Raw genomic sequence first — 20,356 nt, 5'->3', positions numbered from 1 at the left:
TCAGGTCGGTCCGCGTCGCCGTCATCGTCCGGGGATGGCGATGCGGGCCAGGGTGCCGATTTCCAGTGCCGTCCACAGGGCACCGTCGGGGCCGAGGGTGATGCCGTGCGGCTCCGAGCGGGAGGTGGGCAGGTCGTGGAGGTCGATGGTCCCGTCCGGGGTGATGGAGCCGATCCGGTTGCCGGCCCACTCGGTGAACCACAGACTGCCGTTGGCGTCACCGGTGATGGCGTGCGGTCGGGCGGCGCGGTCCGGTAGCGGGAACTCGGTGATGGCGCCCTCGGGGGTGATCCGGCCGATGTGGTGGGCCCGGGACTCGGTGAACCAGAGGGCACCAGCAGGGCCGGTGGTGATCATCGTGGGCGCTCCGGCCGGGTCGAGTTGGTAGATGGTGGGCTCCTCCCCCGGGATCATGCGTCCGATCTGGCCGGCGTGGACGAGGGTGAACCACAGGGCACCGTCGGGGCCGGTGGTGATGCCGTACGGGCCGGCACCGGGGTCGGCCACCGGGTACTCCTGGACCAAGGTCATCGGGTCAGTCCGTTCTCGACGGCGATGGCTTCGATCTCGGCCGGGGTGCCGGCCATCAGGGTGCGGCAGTGCGCAGTGATCAGGTCGACCGGCCAGTCCCACCAGGCGGCCCGCCGCAGCCGGTGAACGTCCTCGTCGCTGAAGCGTTGCCGGATCGGTCGGGCCGGGTTCCCGCCGACGATGGTGTAGGGCGGGACGTCCGTGGTGACCACCGCCCCGGCCGCGATGATCGCCCCGTCGCCGATGCGTACTCCCGGCATGAGGGTGGACCGGTAGCCGAACCAGACGTCGTTGCCGACGACGGTGTCGCCGCGGCTCGGCATGGTGTTCACGACCTCGAGGGTCCGCTCGGTCCATTCGCCGCCGAAGAGGGTGAACGGGAAGGTGGAGGGACCCAGGACCGGGTGATCGCCGCCGGCCATCAGGAACCGGGTCCCGGCCGCTATCGCGCAGAACCTGCCGATGATCAGCTGCTCCGGCCCGTAGCCGTAGAGCACGTTGTGTCGCTCGAAGCCGGTCGGGTCGTCGGGATCGTCGTAGTAGGTGTAGTCCCCGACGACGATCGTGGGGGTGGTGATCAGCGGCTTGAGGAACACCACACGGGGATGCAGCGGCAGCGGGTGCAGGGCCATGGGGTCAGGTGTCATGGGGTCAGGTGTCATGAAAGTCCCCCCGTTCGCTAAAGCTACAAGTGTAGCGTTAGCATCCTGGCATGGCGTCGCCACGACCGACAAGCGAACTTCCCGAGGACCCGATGACCGCCCGGGCCCGCCGACCCGGCGGGCGCAGCGCGGCGGTCCGCCGCCGGGTGCTGGACGCCGCCCTCGCCCAGTTGGTGCAGCACGGCTACGACTCGCTGAGCATCGAGGTGGTGGCCGAGCGTTCCGGCGTACACCGCACGACGGTGTACCGACGCTGGCGGGATGTCGGTGGCCTGCTGGCCGACGTGCTGCACGAGGCGAGCGTCGACACCTGGCGCCCGCCGGACACCGGTTCACTGGAGGGTGACCTGGTCGCGGTCAACCAGGAGCTCTACGCCGGGCTGACCGGCGACCCGGTGACGGTCGCGCTGATCGTCGCCTCGTTCCGATCCGGGCAGGCGGCCACCGCCCTACGTGCCTTCTGGACGGACCGGTACGACCGCTGCACCGACATCGTGCGACGCGCCGTCGACCGGGGCGAGATCCCGGCGGCCACCGATGCCCGCCGGCTGCTCATCGCGGCGACCGCCCCGCTGTATCACGAGCTGGTACTCCTGCGGTCCGCAGCCGACTCCCGCCTTCCCGAACAGGTCGCCCACAGCGTGGCCATCGCAGCCCGCGCCGGTGCCTTCGGCTGAGCCGCGGGGGTGCTCAGGACCCTCGGGAGTCGAGCCGGGCGATCCTGCGGGCCCCGGCCGTCAATCGGTAGCTGGCGTCGAGCAGCTCACCGACCTCGTCCCAGTCGGTGTCGTCGGTCAGGTCCACCCCCACCCACCCGTACGCCCCCAGGTAGGCCGGCACGAAGCACCGCTCCTCCGTCAGCAGGGCCGTACGCTCCTCGGGGTCGACCAGCACGATCACCGACTGGTCGTGCTGGCGGTAGACGCCGTCGACCTTCAGCGAACCGCCGTAGTAGGCGAAGACCTTGGTGGTGAAGAAGGCCGGACGCCCATGGGACACCTTCTCGGCCGCGTCAGGAAAGGCCAGGGCGAGCGCCCGCAGCCGACCCAGCAGCGGGTCCGCCTCGTCGAACATGATGGGATGCGGCATGTCAGCAGGTAACCACATCCTGGTGCTCCGCGATGCCCCTGCCCCAACAGGTAGCGACGGCTGCTGGTACCGCGCCGACCGGCTCACCGGCGTCTCGGTGCTCGACCCGTCAGTGCTATCAGCTCGACAGGGCCGGAGACCGTCACCACGAGGGGACCCGGACGCTCAGGCCAGCTCGCAGCGTTCCGACAGGGCGTAGCGGGTCAGCACCACGTCGCCGATCTGGCGAGCCTCGACCACCTGGGCCCGTCGGGCGGAATGCCACGGGAACCGGCCGTCACCGACGAAGCGGGGTGCCCGACGGTCGCCCACGAAGAAGGGGGCCACCACCAGGTGCAGTTCGTCGGCCAGCCCCGCGGTGAGGAACTGGCCATGGACCAGGGCACCACCTTCCACCAGCAGCCGGCGTACCCCCCGGTCGGCCAGGTCGGCCAGGGCCCCTGCCAGGTCGATCGGGTCACCGGCGTCGACCACTGTGGCCCGATCCCCCAGCCGGTGCCGGGTCTTCTCCAGGGCGGCGCTGGCACAGTAGACGATCCGCTCGGTGTCACCGACGGTGAAGAACCGGGCCGTCGGGTCCAGGTCCCCGCAGCCGGTCACGGTCACCCGGATCGGGGACTCCGGCAGGCCACGGGCCACCCGGTCGGCGCGGCGGTCCGCGCAGCGCACCAGCAGGCGGGGGTCGTCGCGACGGACGGTACCGGCGCCCACCAGGATGGCGTCGCAGCTGGCGCGTACCTCGTCTACCCGGTCCAGGTCGGCGTCGTTGGACAGCATCAGCCGTTCGTCGCTGGCGTCGTCGATGTAGCCGTCGATCGAGGTGGCGCAGCTGAGCAGCACGTACGGCCGACGGGCCGGTGACCGGCCGGTCACCGGACGGCGGGGAGGTCGGCGGCGCGGGCGGCGCGGCTGGCCTTCGCCGCTAGGTAGTCGGCGTTGGCCGGGGAGAGGAACACCCCGGTCGGCACCTGCTCGGTCACGGTGACGCCGAGCCGGCTGAGCTGGTCGGTCTTCTCCGGGTTGTTGGTCAGCACCGCGATCGGCCCGACCCCCAGGGCGGCGAGCATCTGCGCGGCGACGGTGTAGTCCCGCTCGTCCTCGTCATGCCCCAGGGCCACATTGGCCTCGAAGGTGTCCAGCCCGGCGTCCTGCAGGGCGTAGGCGTCGAGCTTGGCGTACAGCCCGATGCCGCGACCCTCCTGCCGCAGGTAGAGCAGGTACCCCCCGACCTCGGCGATGCGCTGCACGGCCTCGCGCAACTGGGGGCCGCAGTCGCAGCGCTGGCTGCCGAACACGTCGCCGGTCAGGCACTCGCTGTGTGGACGGACCAGCGGCACCGCGCCGTTGGTGTGGTCACCGAGGGCGAAGGCCAGGTGTTCGCGGCCGTCGACCAGCCCGTCGAAGGTGTGCAGCCGGGCGGTGGTGCGGTAGCCGTCGGAGAAGCGCAGCGGCACGGTGACCTGCGTCCGGATGGTGGCGACAGGCAGTGATTCGGACATGGCTCTCCTCGTCATACGGTGGCGGGTACACGGACACGACGGGCCAGCAGCACGGCCGCTCCCGGCAGGCTCGCGACGAGCACCAGGGCGCCGTACACCGTTGCGGTGGCCACCCCCTCGGCGGCGGTCAGGCCGGCGGCGGCGAAGGCCCACGCGGCCACCCCCTCGCGGGGGCCGAACCCGGCGACATTGGCCGGCACCCCCATCGCGAGCAGGGCCAGCAGGGTCAACGGCAGCAGCAGGGTCAGCGGGGCGGTGGAACCGACCGTGCGGGCGGCCACCAGGAAGGTGGCCAGGTGCCCGGCGACCCCCAGGGCGGAGGCGACCAGCACCCCGGCCCAGATCCGTCGGCCCAGCAGCCCGGCACGCACGTCGGACACGGCGCCGACCAGGGTACGGGTGAACCGGGAGGCGCCGGAGTCCGGCAGCAGGCGGGCGGCCAGCACCACGGCGATCAGCGCGGCCAGCACGACCGCGGTGGCCATTGGAAGGTAGGGCCGCACCGGCGACGGGAAGGCGAACAGCAGCACCACGGCCAGGGCTACCAGCACCACCTGACCGGCTACCCGCTCCCAGACCACGGCCCGGATGCCCCGACCCAGGTCACCGACGTCACGGCCGTGGCGTACCGCCCGGTGCACGTCGCCGAGGATCCCGCCGGGCAGGGTGGCGTTGAGGAACACCGACCGGTAGTAGTGGGCCACCGCCTCGCGCAGCGGCAGCGGCACCCCGAGGCCACCGGCCACCAGGCTCCACCGCCAGGCGGCACAGACCGTGGTGAGTACCCCGATGGCCAGGGCGGCGGCCAGGGCGGGGGCGTCGATCAGACGCAGCCCGGCCAGGAAGGGGCCGACGCCCAGCCAGCACAGCAGCCCCACCAGTACGGCGAGCCCGAGCGTCAGGCGCAGCCAGCCCCAGAAGGACCGGCCGGCCGGGGCGGCCGGGGACCCGACGCCACCAGCTTCATCCGCCACGCAAGCCTCCCCGGCATGGTGATCTTTTCCTGACTGTACGCACGTAACCGGCACGCCGCCGGTTCAACGAGGTACGGCCAGCAGGTCGGTGTGGTCGACCAGTACCCCGAGTCGGCCCGCGTTAGCCTCCTCCCGCCGACGCTGGGCGTACTCGCGGGTCCGGCCGACCAGTTCCGGGTGTTGCGCGCAGGCCGCCTCGAGCCAGCCGTCGAACCACTGCGCGGTCAGAGCGGCCTGCTCCGGTCCCAGCCGCCAGGGGCTGGGCCGGGTCCGCACGGTCATCCCGTGCCGAATGAACCCGGCGGCACAGGCCTCCACGGCGTCGGGCCCGAGCAGCTGTCGGCCGCCCACGGCACGACGCTGGTGGGCGTTGAACGCCTCCGCGATCTCGGCGTCGAGGGGGTCGGCCGGGGTCAGCCGCACGGTGCCGGTGACCGAGACCAGGAACAGGGCCGGGCAGCCGGCTCCCGCGCAGGCCGCTACCAGCCGGTCGATCTCGGCAACGGTCAGCATGTCGAGCAGGGCCGAGGCGCTGACCAGCGCCGCACCCGCCAGGTCGGTGGCGCGCAGCCGGGTCAGGTCACCCCGGCGGGTCTGCGCCGTCACCGGGGCGCCGTCGGCGGCGAGGGTGGGCATGTTCGCCCGGGCCCGGGCCAGCAGGTCGGGGTCCTGGTCGTGCAGGATCCAGTGTTGCGGGCCGGGCAGCAGCGGGGCCAGCCAGCGGCCCAACGACCCGGTGCCGGCCCCGAGGTCGTGCACCACGTACGGCCGGTCTCCGGTCAGCGTGGCGCGTACCGCCTCGACCAGGTCGGTGGCGCGGGCGGCCACGTCGGCCGGTTCCCGCAGGGCCAGCCACTGGGCGAAGTCCGGCGGCAGCTCGATGGGTACCTCCTGGACTGTCTGGTGTTCGGTCATGACGCCATCGCCTCTTCCAGGGCCGTGGTGATCCGGACGGTGGTGCTGGTCCAGTCGTCGAGGGTGGCCCGTCGCCGGGCGGCGGTGCGACGCAGTCGCTCACGCAGGGTCGCGTCGTCCAGCCAGCGCCGCAGCGCCTCGGCCAGCGCCTGCGGCTGCTCCGGGGGCACCAGCATCCCCGGGCGTTCCCCGGCTACCCGGCCGAGGGTGTCGGGCAGGCCACCGACCTCGGTGGCCAGCACCGGGATGCCGCGGGCCAGGGCCTCGGTGACCACCATCGCGTAGGTCTCCCCCCGTGAGGGGTGCACCAGCAGGTCGGCGGCGGCGTAGACGGCGGCCAGCCGGTCACCGGTCAGCGGACCGGTCAGCCGGATCCGGTCACCCAGGCGGTGGGTGGCTATCCGGGTGCGGAGCCGGTCGACGAAGTCCGGTTCCCGGTGCAGGGGGCCGATGCAGGTCAGGGTCCAGGGCCGGTCGGCCACCGCCGCCAGCGCCTCGACCAGCAGGTCCTGGCCCTTGTGGGCGGCGACCGCGGCGACACAGAGCAGCGCCGACCCGGCCGGGCTGCCGGTCACCGGAGGCGCCGGGTCCACCCCGGGGGCGGCGACGTGCACCAGCGACGGCGGTAGTGCGTACCGGTGCAGCAGCCGGTCCCGGGTCCAGGTGCTGGTGGCGATGATGACGGTGGCGCCGGCCAGGGCCCGCGCCTCGGTGTCGTCGTCGCGGGGCAGGTGCACCAGCGGAACCAGACGCAGCCGTCCGGCGTGTGCCGCCAGTACGTCCGGCACCACCGAGGCGACCAGCCCGTCGATCAGGACCAGGGCACCCTCGGGCAGGGTGGTGAGCAGTTCGGCGAGCCGGGTCTGCTCCGCCGGAGCCGGTGTCGGCCACGATCCTGGTACGGGATGCTCGTGGACCGACCAGCCGGCGGTGGCCAGTCCGGCGCAGACCCGCCGGTCGTAGCCGTTGCCGCCGCTGGGGGTGGCCGGGTCGTCGATGTCGCCGGGCAGGACCACGTGCACGGTCGGCACGTCAGGCGCCGGTGCCGCTCGCCCCCGACAGTGACCGTTCGTAACTGGCCCAGGCGACATGCGACTCGTGCAGGGTCACCGTGAGGCCGGTCAGCCCGTGCGCCCCCGCCCCGAGGTCACCGGCGTGCACCCGGTCGGCGAGCCGGTCGGCGATGGTGCGGGCCAGCACCTCCGTGGTGGTGTTGGTGCCGGCGAAGGCAGGCTCCTCGTCCAGGTTGCGGTAGTTCAGCTCGGCCAGCACCGCCTTGAGCTGGTCGGTGGCCAGCCCGATGTCGACCACGATGCCGTCGGGGTCGAGATCCGGGCGGCGGAAGGTGGCGTCGACCACGAAGGTCGCACCGTGCAGCCGCTGCGCGGGGCCGAAGACCTCGCCCCGGAAACTGTGGGCGATCATGATGTGGTCACGGACGGTCACACCGAACACGGATTCACTCCCCGTCGTAGGTGATGAGGTGGCACAGCGCGGGCAGGCTGCCCGCGCTGAGTCGGGCGAGGACCTCGGGCAGTTCCGCGAAGGTCGACCGCCCGGTGATCAGGGTGTCGAACACCGGGTCGGCCAGCAGCTCCAGGGCCAGTGCCATCCGGTCGGCGTACTCCCGGCTGCCGCGCCGGGCGGGGGCGATCCGGCCGACCTGGCTGCTGCGGATGGTCAGCCGTCCGGAGTGGAACGCCGCCCCCAGGGACAACTGCACGGCTCGGTCGCCGTACCAGCTCAGTTCCAGCACGGTCCCCTCGGGGGCCAGCAGGTCCAGGCCGAGTTGCAGGCCGGCGGCGCTGGCGCTGGCGTGCACCACCAGGTCCCGCCCGCCGGTCGCGGCCTGCGGCGCGGCGAAGTCGACCCCGAGGGCGGCGGCCACCTCGGCCCGGGTCGGGTCGGTGTCGATCAGTTCCACCGCCACCCCGGGGAAGCGGGCCAGCAGGGCCGCCACGGCGCAACCGACCATGCCTGCGCCGACCACACTGACCCGGTCGCCGAGCAACGGTGGCGCGTCCCACAGTGCGTTGACCGCGGTTTCCACCGTGCCGGCCAGCACCGCGCGGGAGGCCGGCACCTGCTCCGGTACGACAGTCACCGCGTCGGCCGGCACCACGTAGGCGCTCTGGTGTGGATACAGGCAGAACACCGTACGTCCGCGCAGGTGGGCCGGTCCTCGCTCGACCTCGCCGACGCTGAGGTAGCCGTACTTGACCGGGGCCGGGAAGTCGCCCTCCTGGAAGGGGGCGCGCATCGTGGCGTACTGGCTTTCCGGCACCTGACCGGCGAAGACCAGGGTCTCGGTGCCCCGGCTGACTCCGGAGAACAGGGCGCGTACCTGCACCTCGTCCGGGCCGGGCTCGGGTAGCGTCACCGGACGGAGCTCTCCCGCACCGGGTGCGCGCAGCCAGAAGGCGCGGGCGGGTCGCGTCACGGGCAATCCTCCTCACCTGCGTCCGGACCGAACCGATCCGTCATGTTTTCCGTACTTCTTGACAGGGGTCGTCGATCATAAACACGGAGGCACGGTGTCCACAGTTCGAACCGGTCCGTACATCGGGCTGATCGTCCAGGTTGTCCTATTGGCCGGGCTCGCCATGACGGTGGGTCTCGGTGTCCCGGGCTGGCTGGCGGGCCTGGCGTACGGGGTCGGGACCTGCCTGGCGCTGCTGCGGGGACTGGGGCGCGCCGGCTCACCCCGGCTGGGCCCGGCCGACTGGGTCACCATGGGTCGTGGCCTGCTGGTCGGGGCGGTGACCGCACTGATCGCCGAGGCCCTGCTCACCGGTCGGCCCGCCCCGGCGGCGATGCTGGGCGGGCTGGCCGCGGTGGCGTTGGCGTTGGACGCCGTGGACGGCAAGGTGGCCCGCCGCACCGGCACGGCCAGCGCGTTCGGCGCCCGCTTCGACATGGAGGTCGACTCGATCCTGGTGCTGGTGCTGAGCATCTACGTGGCGCCCACCGTCGGGATCTGGGTGCTCGCCATCGGCCTGATGCGGTACGCCTTCCTCGCCGCCGGCGGGGTGCTGCCCTGGATGGACGCCCGACTGCCGTACCGGTACTGGCGCAAGGTGGTCGCCGCCGTCCAGGGGATCACCCTGGCCGTCGCCGCCTCCCCGGTGCTGCCCGCGCCGGTGAACACCCTGCTGCTGGTGGTGGCGCTCGGTCTGCTGGTCGAGTCGTTCGGTCGGGACGTGGTCTGGCTGTGGCGGCACCGGGTGCCGCGTACCGCCGCCGCGATCGTCGTGGCGACCGCACCCCGGGGGGTACGCCCCCTCGACCGGGTCGAGGAACGCGACCTGTCCGCCGCGCCCGTGCTGTCGCTGCGCTGATCGGGAGAAACCAGTTGTCGACCTCTGATCCGGTGCTGACGACCAGCGCCGACGAGAGCCACCCCACGATCGACTCCGCAGCCGAGGGGGCCACCGGCGACAGACCGGTCAGCCGGCGTCGGCGGGTGCTGTCCCGAGTGGTCACCGTGCTGGCCGTCGCCCTCGTACTGGCCGCCTTCACCCTGCCCCACCAGCCCTGGCGGATGCAGCCCGGGGCCTTCCTGCGGATCCCGCTGGAGGCTCTGCTGCTCGCCGCCGCACTGCTCACGTTGCCCGGCCGACCCCGCCGGATGATCGCCGCCCTGGCCGGGCTGCTGCTCGGCCTGGTCGTGCTGGTGAAGATCGGCGATCTGGGTTTCTACTCCTCGTTGGGCCGCCCGTTCGACCTGGTGCTGGACTGGTCCCTGCTGGACGAGGCGTTCGCCTTCGTGGCCGAGTCGATCGGCCGACCGGCCGCGACCGCCATCGCCGTGGGGGTGGTGCTGGTGCTGGTGGCCTTGCCGGTGCTCACCGCCCTGTCCACCGTACGACTGTCCGGGTTGCTGGTGCGCCACCGCACCGGCAGCACCCGGGTCCTGGCGTCGCTGGTGCTGGTGTGGGCCCTGCTCGCCGCCTTCCAGGCGCGGATCGTGACCGGGGTGCTGGTCGCCGACACCAACGCCAGCGCGATCGTCTACGACCACCTGGCGGAGGTACGCGAGCGGATCAACGACCGGGCGGCCTTCCGCAACGAGGTGGGGACCGACCAGTTCCGGGACGTACGGGCCGACCAGTTGCTGACCGGGCTGCGGGGCAAGGACGTCCTGATCGCCTTCGTGGAGAGCTACGGCCGGGACGCCGTCTCCGACCCGGAGTTCGCCTCGGTGCAGCGACTGCTCGACGACGGCGCCGGCCGGTTGCAGGCGGCCGGGTTCTCCTCGCGCAGCGGATTCCTCACCTCGCCGACCATCGGCGGCGGCAGTTGGCTGGCGCACGCCACTCTGCTGTCCGGGCTGTGGATCGACAACAACCAGCGGCACAAGAGCCTGCTGGCCAGTGACCGGTTCACCCTGGGGGAAGCCTTCCAGGGCGCCGGCTGGCGTACCGTCGGGGTGATGCCGGCGGTCAACCAGGCCTGGCCGGAGGGGAAGTTCTACGGCTACGAACAGTTCTACAACGGCCCCGACCTCGGCTACCGGGGCCCCAGGTTCGCCTTCTCCCCGATGCCGGACCAGTACGCCATCAACGAGTTCCACCACCGGGAGCGGGTCGGCCCACGGGACCGTCCGGTGATGGCCGAGTTGGCCCTGGTCTCCAGCCACTCCCCCTGGACGAAGGTGCCCTCGCTGGTCGACTGGGCGGACATCGACGACGGCGAGGTGTTCCGCAAGGGCATCATCGGTACGCCGACGGCACAGGCCCGCACGGGTTACCGGCACGCGGTCAGCTACACCCTGCGCACCCTGATCTCCTACCTGGAGACCTACGGCGACGACGACACCGTGCTGGTGATCGTCGGTGACCACCAGCCCGCCCCGGTGATCACCGGGGACAATGCCAGCTCGGACGTGCCGATCCACCTGCTCGCGAAGGATCCCGCCGTCCTGGAGCGGATCGCCGACTGGGGTTGGCAGGACGGCCTCACCCCGGATCCCGCCGCCCCGGTCTGGCCGATGGACTCCTTCCGGGACCGTTTCCTCACCGCCTTCGGCTCCACCCCGGACCGCCCACAGGCCCACTCCCGCTGACGGTGCGGCCGGCGGTGGTCGTACCGCCGGCCGCACGCTCGGACGCGGCCACCGTCGGCGGGGCCGGTGAGGGCCGGCTGCCGCTAGCGTCGGCTCCACTGCTGGTTGGCCTGGCCGTTGCAGGTCCACAGGACGAGCCGGGTGCCGTTGGCCGTTCCCCCGCCGTTGGCGTCCAGACAGAGGCCGGACTGCACCCCGCTGATGGTGCCGTTGGCGTTGAGGTTCCACTGCTGGTTCGTCCCGCCGTGGCAGTCGTAGATGGTGACCCGGGTGCCCGGGGAGGTGCCGTACCCCTCGGCGTCCAGGCACTTGTTGCCGTAGACGGTCAGCGCCCGCCCGGAGGTGTAGCTCCACTGCTGGTTGGTGCCGCCGTGACAGTCCCACAACTGCAACTGGGTGCTGTTGGCGGTGCTGTAGCCCGGCACGTCGACGCATCGGCCGGACTGGTTGCCGACGATCGCGGTGGTGGTGGGAACGGGGGTGGGAGTGGGAGTGCCGCCGTTGCCGGGGGTACCGATGCTGCCGGGCACCGACTGCAACGCGTTGTACCAGACCGCGGCCATCTTGTCGTAGCCGTTGGCGGTCGGGTGGACGCCGTCGATCAGGTCGCCCGTAGTCAGGGCGGCGTGCATGTTGACCAGGTGGACCCGCTTGCCCGCGTTCACCTTGCTCTGCACGATGCCGGGGATCGCCGCGTTGAAGGTGCGTACGGCCGCCGCCTGGTTGGTGTTCGAGAGGGTGATGATCTGCGCGACGAACACCTCCGCGGTGGGGGCGGTGTTGGTGATCCGGTCGATCAGGGTGGAGAGCCGGTTCGGTGCGGTGCTGACCTGGTAGTTCTGCAGGATGTCGTTGGTGCCGATGTGCAGCAGGACGGTCTGCGGCCGCTGGGTGTTCAACCAGTTGACGATGTTGGCGTCGATCTGGTCGATCCGCCAGCCCGGGTGCCCCTGATGGTCCCGGTCACCGAGGCTGGTCGGCCCGTTGAACTGCGACCCGACGAAGTCCACGGTGTATCTGCCGTTGACCAGGCGCTGCCACAGGCCGATCCGGTAGCCGCCCGGGATCTGGGTGCCCTCGGTGATCGAGTCGCCGAGCGGCATCACCCGTACCCCACCGTTGGACTCCGCGCTGGCGGTGCCCGCGGCTGTCACCACCGCACTCACCGCGAGACCGACCGCAGCCACCACCGCAAGCCATCGTGTCTTCGTACCCATCACCACTCCTGCCACTAGTCCCGCAGCACACCCACCGTGTGAGCGCTAACACTCATAGCAGTCGATATTCCCACCCCCACCCACCCCCGTCAACATCCACTCCCACCCCCGCCCCGCCCCGCCCCGCCCCGCCCCGCCCCGCCCCGCCCCGGCGATCTTGCACTTTGTGTCGCCGTATAAGCCACAAAAGCCGCGTAACGGCGACCGAAAGTGCAAGATCGACGTGAACCGGGGTGGAGGGAGGGTGCGGCGGGAGGGTGGGGGTGGGGTTAGGGGGTGGGTTTTTGGGCTACGAGGATGTCGCGGACGATGGCCTGGTCCACGCGGTGGGACAGGGTGCGCCAGGGGCCGTGGTCCAGCACGGTCAGGCCGGCGGCGGTCAGCTGTTCGGCGGCGGCCTCCCGGCTGGCCACGTTGGTGTTCCAGGAGATGCCGAGCGCTCCCCCGGGGCGCAGCAGCCGCACCCAGCCCGGTACGGCTGCGGCGAGCAGGGCCAGGGGGTCGCGGGCCAGCCCGTCGGCGGTACGGCTGCCGTGCTGCACGCCGTACGGCGCGTCGGCGACCACCAGGTCGACGCTCTCCGGGCGGAAGAACTCACCGACCCGGGTGGTGTCGGCGTTGACCACGTCCACGGTCTGCACGTCGCCGGCCTTGTGCGCCTCCTTCGAGGCGGCCAGCTCCAGCCGCAGCCGACGGCCGACCACCTTGCGTTCCCGGCGTACCGGCCCGGACTCCAGCACCCGGTGCTTGACCCGTTTGCGCTTGAGCCAGGTGGTGAGGAACGCCTGGTACGCCTCGAAGTCCTTGCTGTCGCGGTCCAGGCCGGCGGCGTGGAAGCCGTACATCATCGCCTGGTTCACCGTGGTGCCCCGGCCACACAGCGGGTCGAGCACCCGAAACCGCCGGGTCAGCAGCTCGTCGGCCCAGGTCGAGGCGAGCAGGGTGAGGTTGAGCAGCAGCTTGGTGAACTGCTCGTTGGTCTTGCCCGGGTACTTCTGGATGGTGATCAGGTCGTCGTCGTAGCGGTCCAGCCGGGTCAGCGGCACCGGACGCAACAGGTCGTCGACGAACTCGAAGATCGCGTACGCGCTGGACAGGTTGCTCAGCAGCGCCACGTCCCGCTCACTCAGCCCGCCCTCGACCCCGAAGGTGACGTAGTCGACCCCACCCACGGTGGCCGTCTCCACCGTCGCGAGTCGGCCACCGAGCACCGTCTCGCCGAAGATCTCCAGCTCCGCCCGCGTCAACTCGACCGCCGCCCCGGAGTACACCCGGTTACTCGAAGGCAGGATCAGTACCCCATACCGTTTCACGACCAGCCACTATTCCACGGCGGCCCGCACCCTCCCCCGCCGCCCCGCGCAGCGGGGCGGTACCCGCAGGTCCACGTTCGGACCTGCGGGCACCACGTGATCGAGCGGTGTCGGGGTCAGGCGGGCAGGCCGCCGACCTGGGTGTTGATCCAGGAGCGGATCGAGGGCAGGTCACCGTAGATGGACGGGGCGGTGGCGCAGGTGGAGTTGTTGTTGCCGGCGCGGCTGGTCGCACCGATCACGTTCCACACGCCGTTGATCCGCCGCACCTGGGGGCCACCGGAGTCGCCGTAGCAGGCACCGGCGTTGCCGTTGGTGTTGTTGGTGCAGATCTCGTACGGACCGTTGATGCCCAGGCACCGGCTGTCGGCCACGATCGAGGTGTCCAGCTCGTGCGCGACGGTCGGCGCGGAGCCGCAGCCCCGGGGGGCGCAGGTCTGGCCCCAGCCGATGATCCGGGTGGCGGTGCCGACCGCACCCGAGGTGGTCGGGATCGGGGCCGGCGCGTAGCTGACCGAGCTGGCCAGCTGGAACAGCTTGACGTCGATGCTCGGGTGGTTGACCGCCCGGCTGACCCGGACCACGGTGCCGCCGCTGCTGCGGTTGGTGCTGCCCACCCGCACCGAGGAGGGGGTCGAGCAGTGCTTGGCGGTGACCACCCAGTTGGCCTTGATCAGGGTGCCGGTGCAGCCGGAGGTGTAGACCAGCCAGGGGTAGTTCTCGGTGGCCGGGCGGCCGTTGACCACGAGGGTGCCGATCCCTCCGGCCTCGCCCCCGGTCCAGGTGTAGGTCTCGGCGACCTCGGCGGTGCTGCGGCTGCCGGCGAAGAGCTGGTTGACCCGGCTGGCCTCGGCGGCGCTGGGGTTGGCGTTGGTGCAGGACACCGGCGCGCTGCTGCCGGACATCAGGTCCGAGCAGAGTCCGGTACGCCGGTCGGGCAGGCCGAGGATGTGGCCGAACTCGTGGGTGGCGATCCGGGTGCGGTGGTAGCCCTGGTTGACCGCCTGCCAGCCCATCCAGATCCGGCCGGAGCCGAGCCCGGTGACCTGGGCCCGGGGCCAGCCGGTGTCGACCAGGATGGTCACGTTGGCGGGAGTGCCGGGCACCAGCCGTACGTTGCTGACCTTGCTGTTCCAGATCTGGGCGGCCTGGTCGAAGTTGGTCCGGAACTCGCCGGCCCGACTGGCGTCGTAGTAGACGGTTCGGGCGGCGGAAGCGCCGGCGGCGGTGGCCACCTGTAGCCCGGTCGCGGCCAGCACCGCTGCCAGCGCGACGGTGGCCGCGCGTAGCAGTCGTCGTCGGATCATCTCTCACTCCCCTGCGGATACCTGCGGCGCATCGACGCACCACGATCGATGTTCGTGGATGTTAGTAGAGATCGGTCAATAGGGTGTCATCGCGGAAGTGTCATACCGCTTACCGGCCGTTATCCGGCTGTGACGTCCTGGTGAAGGCTCGGGTGTCGAGGCGTGTCGAGGGTGGACTCCACGAACGTCGGCCCGCACGGGGCCGACAGCAGAGGAGACCATGATGCGGATCAGCAGAACCCTGGCCGCCCTGACGGTGACCTGCGCCGTACTCCTGACCACCGCCGAGGTATGCACCGGACGGCGCGACTGCTACGACCGGGTGGTGTTCGAGTTCGACGGGTCGGCGACCGGTTACTCCGTCGGCTACGGCGAGGTCTACACCGAGGGTGAAGGGCTGGCCCTGTCGCCGTGACCGGGTCTGCTTCGACGTCGCCGACCAGGGGCCGGGCATCGCGGCGGCACCGATAGGCAGCTCGCCACCGCCTCCACCGCGATCTGCGGTACCGGCTGCCGGGGCGGTTACCGGCTGGCCCTCGGCTACCGGCTGGCCCGGGAGCAGCCCGGCACCATCGAGGCGTACGAGGTGTCCGCCGCCGACGGCTCCCCCACGAAGCTGGTCTCCGTACCGGTGACCCTGACCGCCACCCGGTAACGAGCGTCACCGGCGCCTGCGACGTCCTCTCGTCCGGGACCGCCGCTGCACCGGCGGCTTGGGCAGCACAAGGGTGCCGACCTCGACGGCCGGGGCGGCGTCAGCGGCTGAGGCTGCCGACCCGGCGTCGACCCGACCGGCGACAGTACCGATGAGTTCCTGATCCGGCAGCCGCCGTTCCAGGTCGGCGATGATGGCCTGCACCCGGGCCAACTGCTCGCGGACCGACGGCTCCTCCTCGGCGTGCCCACCGGTCGGGCGATCGCCCCGCTGGGCGGCGACCTGCTCGTCCTGGTGCGCCTCCTGTAGAGCGGTCAGCACCAGACCCACCAGCAGATTGGTCAGCAGGTAGCAGGCGGCCACCATGTAGGAGACGTAGTACAGCACCGCCCAGCCGGTGACCTCACGGCCGGCCTGGAGGGTGTCGGTGATGCCGTCCAGCGACAGCAGCAGGAACAAGGTGAGCATGGCCTGCCCGACGCTGCCGTACTCCTCGGGGTAGGCGGTGCCGAACAGCATCCAGCCCAGCATCGCGTACCCGTACAGCAGCAGGGCGGTGACCAGCAGGAAGCTGGCCAGTCCGGGCAGGCTGCGCCGGATGCCGACCAGGATCACCCGCAGGCTCGGGAACAGCCGGAACGCGCGGACGATGCGGGCCAGCCGCAGAAGCCGCAGCAGGGTCACGTTCTCCCGCACCCCGGGTAGCAGCGGAGCGGCCACGATCATCAGGTCGAAGACGTTCCACCGGTCCCGGAAGAACCCGCCGGGAGCCGGTGCGTGGGCACCGAGACGCACCAGCAGTTCCAGCACGAACAGGGTGAGACAGGCGTACTCGACCGCCCGCAGGGCGGTGCCCACGATCGCTACGACGACACCGTAGGTCTCCAGGCCCAGGGCCACCGCGTTGACGATGACCACGGCGAAGCTGGCCAGATTGAACCAGGAGGCGCCGACGAGGGCCTGGCACCGGGCGGCGAACCGGTGCAACGGACCACGGACAGTACGCGTCATCTCACTCCTCGCCGGCTAACGACCGGACGGCAGCCTATGACACCCCCGGGGAGGACCCGCACCCGGACCGGCCACAAAGGACAGCCACCCGGTCAGCGCTCCCGACGGGTCGCCACCACCGGCGCCGACCCGCCAAGGGCTCAGCCGGCCCGCAGTTCGGCGGGATCGGTGGTGGAGCGGTGCATCAGCACACTCGCCCCGATCACCAGGAGCACGGCCAGCAGCGCGATCGACATGACCGCCCCGACGTCGGCCCAGGGCACCGAGGCCTGCAGGGTGTGGGTGACCTCGCGGTATTCCAGGTGACGCTCGGCGTCCGGCCCGGCGCACTCGACCGGGGTGCCGACACAGACCACCCGGCTCCAACCCGCGGTGGCGGTCGTGGTGAAGGCACGCATCCCGGCCAGTCCGACCAGGCCCGCGATGGCGATGCCGGGTACCGCCGGCAGCAGCACCCGCCAACACAGGGCGCGGGCCAGCACCGCCCTCGGGGTGCCACCGGCCACCAGGGCGGCGATGGCCCGTCGGCGGGCCACACCGGCCTCGACCAGGGCGATCAGCAGGGTGAGTGCGGCCACCCCGATGAGACTGACCAGCACCGCGTCGACCAGGGTGCGGACCTCCGACCGGAAGGCCGCGGTGCCCCCGAGGTCCAAAGGCGGGGTGTCGTAGCCCAGCGCCGGGTCCAGCATCGCGGCCGTCCGCACCGCCACCTCGGTGTCCAGCCAGGAGTGCAGCATCATCGCGGCGGCACCGAAGGCGGTGACTACCAGGATGACGGTGAAGCTGCGGCTGCCGGCGTGCGGGTCGGCGAGGATCTGCCGGGCCGCGATCAACGCGCTGGGTCGCCGGGTCACCCGCAGCAACAGCCGGGCGCTGCGGTAGCCGATCCAGGCCACCGTGAACATCAGACCGAGCAGCATCATGACGGTGCAGCCGAGCAGGGCGATGAGGAACAGGTCATCCCGGTTGGCACCGAAGCCGCCCTGCCGGACGTACTCGCTGCGCATCAGCACACTGATCGACACCAGGCCGGCCAGGCCGAGCCCCAGCAGCAGGGTCGGCCAGGCCCGTACCGGCTGTTGCCGGCTCTGCCGCAGCACCCCGAAGGGGGTGACGGCCACCCGACGCAGCAGGACGACGGTGAGCAGGGTGGTCAGCAACGGCACCCCGAGCACGACGGCGACGATCACCGTGGCCGACGGCAGCACGTCCGTCGGCAGTGTCCGTACCCCCTCGGGGTCCGGGCGGTCGAGCAGCACCCGCCCGGTCAGGTACGCGACCACACCGACCACCGAGCCGATCATCGCCGCCAGCCCGGTCTCCACCGCGGCGACCCAGGTGATCTGCCTCGGGGTGGCGCCGGCCATCCGCAGGGCCGCCAGTCGGCGGTTGCGGGCGGGCGCCCCGAGTCGGGCGCACTGTGCGACCAGGAACAGGATCGGGATGCTGCACAGCAGCATCGCCACCGCGACATTGAGCAGGAGGCTCGGCTGGGTGAGCATCCGGTTGTGGTACCGCCCGACGGCCGGATCGATGGCCAGCACGGTGGCGCAGCAGAGCAGCACCAGCACCGCGATCGCCGCACCGGCGGCGGTGACCGGCACCCGAGCCCGGTCGGTGCGGGTACCGACGAACGCCAGGCGGAGCAGGCTGGCCGGTCTCACCGCGCCTCCTCCCGGGCCAGGACCCGAGCGCCGCCGTAGCACCGGCCATCGCTGTCGACCCGCCCATCGCGCAGGGTGATCTCACGATCGGCGTACGCGGCCACCTGCGCGTTGTGGGTCACCACCAGCACGGTGGTGCCGTGCTGACGGGCCAGCCGGACCAACTCCACCATGACCTGTTCACCGGCCAGGCTGTCCAGCGCCCCGGTCGGTTCGTCGGCGAAGAGCACCTGAGGTTCGGTGACCAGGGCGCGGGCCAGGGCCACCCGCTGTTGCTGGCCGCCGGACATCTCACCGGGCCGCTTGTCGGCCAGGTCGCCGACGGCCAGCCGGTCGAGCAGGTCCTGGGCCCGTCGGGCCGCCTCCCGGTAGCGCAGGCCGCCGAGTTGCAGCGGCAGGGTCACGTTCTCGATCCCGGTCAGCTCCGGCACGACCTGGCCGAATTGGAACAAGACCCCGAAGACGGTACGACGCAACCGGGAGCGCTCCGCCTCACCGGCGGCGCTGATCTCCCGCTCCTGGAACCACACCCTGCCCTGTTCGGGGCGCAGGATGCCGGACAGACAGTGCAGCAGGGTCGACTTGCCGCAGCCGCTGGGGCCGGTGACCGCCACGATCTCACCCGGGTCCACCTGCAACGACACGTCCCGCAGGGCGGCGGTCGGCCCGTACCACTTCTCGATCTGCTCGGCGCGCAGGATGACCTCGGTCACGACCGTACCTCCGCCCGGAGCTGACTGATCCGGTCCATCGTGGTGGCCATCCAGCGCAGGTCGGCGTCGAGGTGATTGAGCAGGTAGTCGGCGGCGGCCAACTCGGTCACGGAGGCCTGTCCGCCGGTCTTGACCGCGGTCAGCTCCCGCATCCGGGCCAGGTGGGCGGCGCGCTGGGCGGCCAGGAAGGACCGGGCGGTCCCCTCGTCCGGGGTGGCGAGCAATGCCACGATGACCTTCACGAACAGGTCGGCGGAGATGTGCACCGCCGGTGCCACCACCTGGGTGAGCCAGCCGTCGAGTGCGGTCCTGCCCTGCGGGGTGAGCCGGTAGGCCACCCGATCCGGCCCGCCCGCCCGCTCGTGCGCCGCTTCCGCGATGTATCCGTCGCGCAGCATCCGGGCCAGTGTGGAGTAGAGCTGCCCGAAGGCCAACGGCCGGACCCCGAACAGCCTGCGGTCATGCTCACGCTTGAGCTCATAACCATGACTGACCCCCTGCGCCGCGAGCACCCCGAGCAAAACATGCGTGGTCGACATCCCCTCACTATTCCCTCAAGGAATAGTCCCGTCAACACCCCCCCTCTCCCGCCGACGCTTCTATAGGTGGGCCGGTTCCGGGAGGATGCGGTATCGGTAGGGTTCGACGTCGGTGATCTACGAGTGACTCATGCAAGATCTGGCCACCTCAGAAGGGTGTGCCGTGGAGTGCGACTTGTCCTCGTGGGTTACCGGCGTCGGCCCGGCCCACCTTGCTGGCCTGATCAGAAGCCTGTCCGCGACTGGTGTCGCGTGACTCATCACAGATATGCCGCCGGGTGATCGTCTCCCGGGCCGACGCCGTCCGAACGTCGTCCCGTGCGAGGGAGAACCGTCCGTGTCTTGCATCCTGGCAGATCGTCTGGCCGACCGTGTCGACGCGGTCATCGGTGTGGATACCCATACCGATACGCACACCGCGGTGGTGAGCACCTCGGTCGGAACGGTGCTGGCCGAGATCACCGTGCCGGCCACCGCCGACGGTGCCGCTGCTCTGCTGGCCTGGGCCGACCGGCAGACGACCGGGCTGGGAACGGGCCGGCGGGCCTGGGCCTTGGACGGCGCCCGTTGTCACGGTGTCGGCCTGCTGCGTGTCCTGCGCGCCGCGGGTGAAGATGTCCTGGAAGCACCCAAACCCGCTACCGGCCGCCGCCGGCGAGGCGGCAAGTCCGACGCCCTGGACGCCACGCACGCCGCTCGTGCCGTGCTGGCCGCCGACCACGTCGCGACCCCCCGCACCGACGGCGACCGGGAAGCCCTGCGTCTGCTCCACGTCTGCCGCCGCCACTACAGCGACACCCGCACCGCCACCATCAACCTGTTCAAATCGGTGATCCTCACCGCTGACGACGACCTCCGCACCCAGATGCGCGGCCTGAGCACCCTCCGACAAGTCCAACACGCCACCACCCTCACCACCACCAGCGACGGCGACGTTCTCGACCAGCTACGCCGCACCCAACTGGCAACCCTCGCCGAACAGATCCTGACCCTCAACCAACTCCTGAAAACCAACCTCACCGAGATCCGCACCCTGGTCAACAAACTCTGCCCGGCCCTGCTCGACCAACCCGGCATCGGCCCCGTCACCGCCGCGATCACCCTGACCGCCTGGTCACACCCTGAGTTCCCCCCGCTTTGATGGAGCGGTGGTTACCTGCTGCCGACTGGTGCAGGGGTGGCGATAGTTGGTTCGGCTG

Annotated in this window: 22 protein-coding genes; 5 read left to right on the top strand and 17 right to left on the bottom strand. The window is 71.4% G+C overall.

Going from position 1 to position 20,356, the window contains the following annotated elements:
• Nucleotides 1–21 precede the first annotated feature (21 nt).
• A complete protein-coding gene (locus tag ACLQ2T_RS13060; protein ID WP_425766310.1) occupies nucleotides 22–531 on the bottom strand; it encodes a virginiamycin B lyase family protein in 510 nt (169 codons plus the stop codon).
• Nucleotides 528–1,178, bottom strand: a complete 651-nt coding sequence (locus tag ACLQ2T_RS13055; protein ID WP_425766309.1) for a CatB-related O-acetyltransferase — start codon at nucleotides 1,176–1,178, stop codon at nucleotides 528–530. The genes ACLQ2T_RS13060 and ACLQ2T_RS13055 overlap by 4 nt, the downstream gene beginning before the upstream one ends.
• A gap of 161 nt (nucleotides 1,179–1,339) precedes the next feature.
• On the opposite strand from ACLQ2T_RS13055, the gene ACLQ2T_RS13050 reads away from it, so the two are divergent.
• Nucleotides 1,340–1,870: a TetR/AcrR family transcriptional regulator gene (locus ACLQ2T_RS13050; RefSeq protein WP_425766633.1), complete on the top strand. Its 531-nt coding sequence runs from the start codon at nucleotides 1,340–1,342 to the stop codon at nucleotides 1,868–1,870.
• Between the two features lie 13 nt (nucleotides 1,871–1,883).
• Here ACLQ2T_RS13050 and ACLQ2T_RS13045 read toward each other — a convergent pair whose 3' ends face one another.
• The 8 genes from ACLQ2T_RS13045 to ACLQ2T_RS13010 form a co-directional block, all read right to left on the bottom strand.
• A complete protein-coding gene (locus tag ACLQ2T_RS13045; RefSeq protein WP_425766307.1) occupies nucleotides 1,884–2,282 on the bottom strand; it encodes an MmcQ/YjbR family DNA-binding protein in 399 nt (132 codons plus the stop codon).
• Nucleotides 2,283–2,447: 165 nt separating this feature from the next.
• Nucleotides 2,448–3,155 carry a RibD family protein gene (locus tag ACLQ2T_RS13040; RefSeq protein WP_425766306.1) on the bottom strand — a complete coding sequence of 236 codons (708 nt, stop codon included), beginning with the start codon at nucleotides 3,153–3,155 and terminating at the stop codon, nucleotides 2,448–2,450.
• A complete protein-coding gene (locus ACLQ2T_RS13035) occupies nucleotides 3,152–3,781 on the bottom strand; it encodes a GTP cyclohydrolase II (RefSeq protein ID WP_425766305.1) in 630 nt (209 codons plus the stop codon). The genes ACLQ2T_RS13040 and ACLQ2T_RS13035 overlap by 4 nt, the downstream gene beginning before the upstream one ends.
• A gap of 11 nt (nucleotides 3,782–3,792) precedes the next feature.
• The gene (locus ACLQ2T_RS13030) at nucleotides 3,793–4,755 is read right to left on the bottom strand and encodes a lysylphosphatidylglycerol synthase domain-containing protein (RefSeq protein ID WP_425766303.1); all 963 of its coding nucleotides are present in this window, start codon (nucleotides 4,753–4,755) and stop codon (nucleotides 3,793–3,795) included.
• 63 nt (nucleotides 4,756–4,818) lie between these two features.
• A complete protein-coding gene (locus ACLQ2T_RS13025; protein ID WP_425766302.1) occupies nucleotides 4,819–5,670 on the bottom strand; it encodes a methyltransferase domain-containing protein in 852 nt (283 codons plus the stop codon).
• Nucleotides 5,667–6,692 (bottom strand): glycosyltransferase family 4 protein, encoded by a 1,026-nt coding sequence (locus ACLQ2T_RS13020; protein ID WP_425766632.1) that lies wholly within the window; start codon nucleotides 6,690–6,692, stop codon nucleotides 5,667–5,669. The genes ACLQ2T_RS13025 and ACLQ2T_RS13020 overlap by 4 nt, the downstream gene beginning before the upstream one ends.
• A 10-nt stretch (nucleotides 6,693–6,702) precedes the next feature.
• Nucleotides 6,703–7,125 (bottom strand): 6-pyruvoyl trahydropterin synthase family protein, encoded by a 423-nt coding sequence (locus ACLQ2T_RS13015; RefSeq protein ID WP_425766301.1) that lies wholly within the window; start codon nucleotides 7,123–7,125, stop codon nucleotides 6,703–6,705.
• A gap of 4 nt (nucleotides 7,126–7,129) precedes the next feature.
• Complete coding sequence (locus ACLQ2T_RS13010) at nucleotides 7,130–8,110, bottom strand: zinc-dependent alcohol dehydrogenase (protein WP_425766300.1); 981 nt, start codon at nucleotides 8,108–8,110, stop codon at nucleotides 7,130–7,132.
• A 94-nt stretch (nucleotides 8,111–8,204) separates the two neighbouring features.
• On the opposite strand from ACLQ2T_RS13010, the gene ACLQ2T_RS13005 reads away from it, so the two are divergent.
• Entirely contained in the window at nucleotides 8,205–9,008 is an 804-nt protein-coding gene (locus tag ACLQ2T_RS13005; protein WP_425766299.1) for a CDP-alcohol phosphatidyltransferase family protein, read from the top strand.
• Nucleotides 9,009–9,022: 14 nt separating this feature from the next.
• Entirely contained in the window at nucleotides 9,023–10,735 is a 1,713-nt protein-coding gene (locus tag ACLQ2T_RS13000) for a sulfatase (protein WP_425766298.1), read from the top strand.
• Between the two features lie 83 nt (nucleotides 10,736–10,818).
• Here ACLQ2T_RS13000 and ACLQ2T_RS12995 read toward each other — a convergent pair whose 3' ends face one another.
• The 3 genes from ACLQ2T_RS12995 to ACLQ2T_RS12985 form a co-directional block, all read right to left on the bottom strand.
• On the bottom strand, nucleotides 10,819–11,952 hold the full coding sequence (locus ACLQ2T_RS12995) for a ricin-type beta-trefoil lectin domain protein (RefSeq protein ID WP_425766297.1): 1,134 nt from the start codon (nucleotides 11,950–11,952) through the stop codon (nucleotides 10,819–10,821).
• Nucleotides 11,953–12,221: 269 nt separating this feature from the next.
• Nucleotides 12,222–13,265 (bottom strand): TRM11 family SAM-dependent methyltransferase, encoded by a 1,044-nt coding sequence (locus tag ACLQ2T_RS12990; protein WP_425766296.1) that lies wholly within the window; start codon nucleotides 13,263–13,265, stop codon nucleotides 12,222–12,224.
• A 116-nt stretch (nucleotides 13,266–13,381) separates the two neighbouring features.
• Nucleotides 13,382–14,572, bottom strand: coding sequence for a snapalysin family zinc-dependent metalloprotease (locus ACLQ2T_RS12985; protein WP_425766295.1), 1,191 nt, complete (start codon nucleotides 14,570–14,572; stop codon nucleotides 13,382–13,384).
• Between the two features lie 223 nt (nucleotides 14,573–14,795).
• Here ACLQ2T_RS12985 and ACLQ2T_RS12980 point away from each other — a divergent pair, with 223 nt between their 5' ends.
• On the top strand, nucleotides 14,796–14,987 hold the full coding sequence (locus tag ACLQ2T_RS12980; RefSeq protein WP_425766294.1) for an AMIN-like domain-containing (lipo)protein: 192 nt from the start codon (nucleotides 14,796–14,798) through the stop codon (nucleotides 14,985–14,987).
• 246 nt (nucleotides 14,988–15,233) lie between these two features.
• On the opposite strand, the gene ACLQ2T_RS12975 is transcribed toward ACLQ2T_RS12980, so the two are convergent.
• The 4 genes from ACLQ2T_RS12975 to ACLQ2T_RS12960 all read right to left on the bottom strand — a co-directional run bounded on the left by ACLQ2T_RS12975 (nucleotide 15,234) and on the right by ACLQ2T_RS12960 (nucleotide 19,157).
• Complete coding sequence (locus ACLQ2T_RS12975) at nucleotides 15,234–16,238, bottom strand: ion transporter (protein WP_425766293.1); 1,005 nt, start codon at nucleotides 16,236–16,238, stop codon at nucleotides 15,234–15,236.
• Between the two features lie 140 nt (nucleotides 16,239–16,378).
• On the bottom strand, nucleotides 16,379–17,905 hold the full coding sequence (locus ACLQ2T_RS12970) for an FtsX-like permease family protein (RefSeq protein WP_425766292.1): 1,527 nt from the start codon (nucleotides 17,903–17,905) through the stop codon (nucleotides 16,379–16,381).
• Entirely contained in the window at nucleotides 17,902–18,618 is a 717-nt protein-coding gene (locus ACLQ2T_RS12965) for an ABC transporter ATP-binding protein (protein WP_425766291.1), read from the bottom strand. The genes ACLQ2T_RS12970 and ACLQ2T_RS12965 overlap by 4 nt, the downstream gene beginning before the upstream one ends.
• The gene (locus tag ACLQ2T_RS12960; protein WP_425766290.1) at nucleotides 18,615–19,157 is read right to left on the bottom strand and encodes a PadR family transcriptional regulator; all 543 of its coding nucleotides are present in this window, start codon (nucleotides 19,155–19,157) and stop codon (nucleotides 18,615–18,617) included. The genes ACLQ2T_RS12965 and ACLQ2T_RS12960 overlap by 4 nt, the downstream gene beginning before the upstream one ends.
• Before the next feature lie 424 nt (nucleotides 19,158–19,581).
• On the opposite strand from ACLQ2T_RS12960, the gene ACLQ2T_RS12955 reads away from it, so the two are divergent.
• Nucleotides 19,582–20,298: an IS110 family transposase gene (locus ACLQ2T_RS12955; RefSeq protein WP_425766289.1), complete on the top strand. Its 717-nt coding sequence runs from the start codon at nucleotides 19,582–19,584 to the stop codon at nucleotides 20,296–20,298.
• Nucleotides 20,299–20,356: the final 58 nt, after the last annotated feature.

Source organism: Micromonospora sp. DT229 (assembly GCF_049844505.1).
GTDB lineage: Bacteria > Actinomycetota > Actinomycetes > Mycobacteriales > Micromonosporaceae > Micromonospora.
Note: the sequence above shows the minus strand (reverse complement) of the source record. Positions and strands in the feature narration are given on the sequence as shown.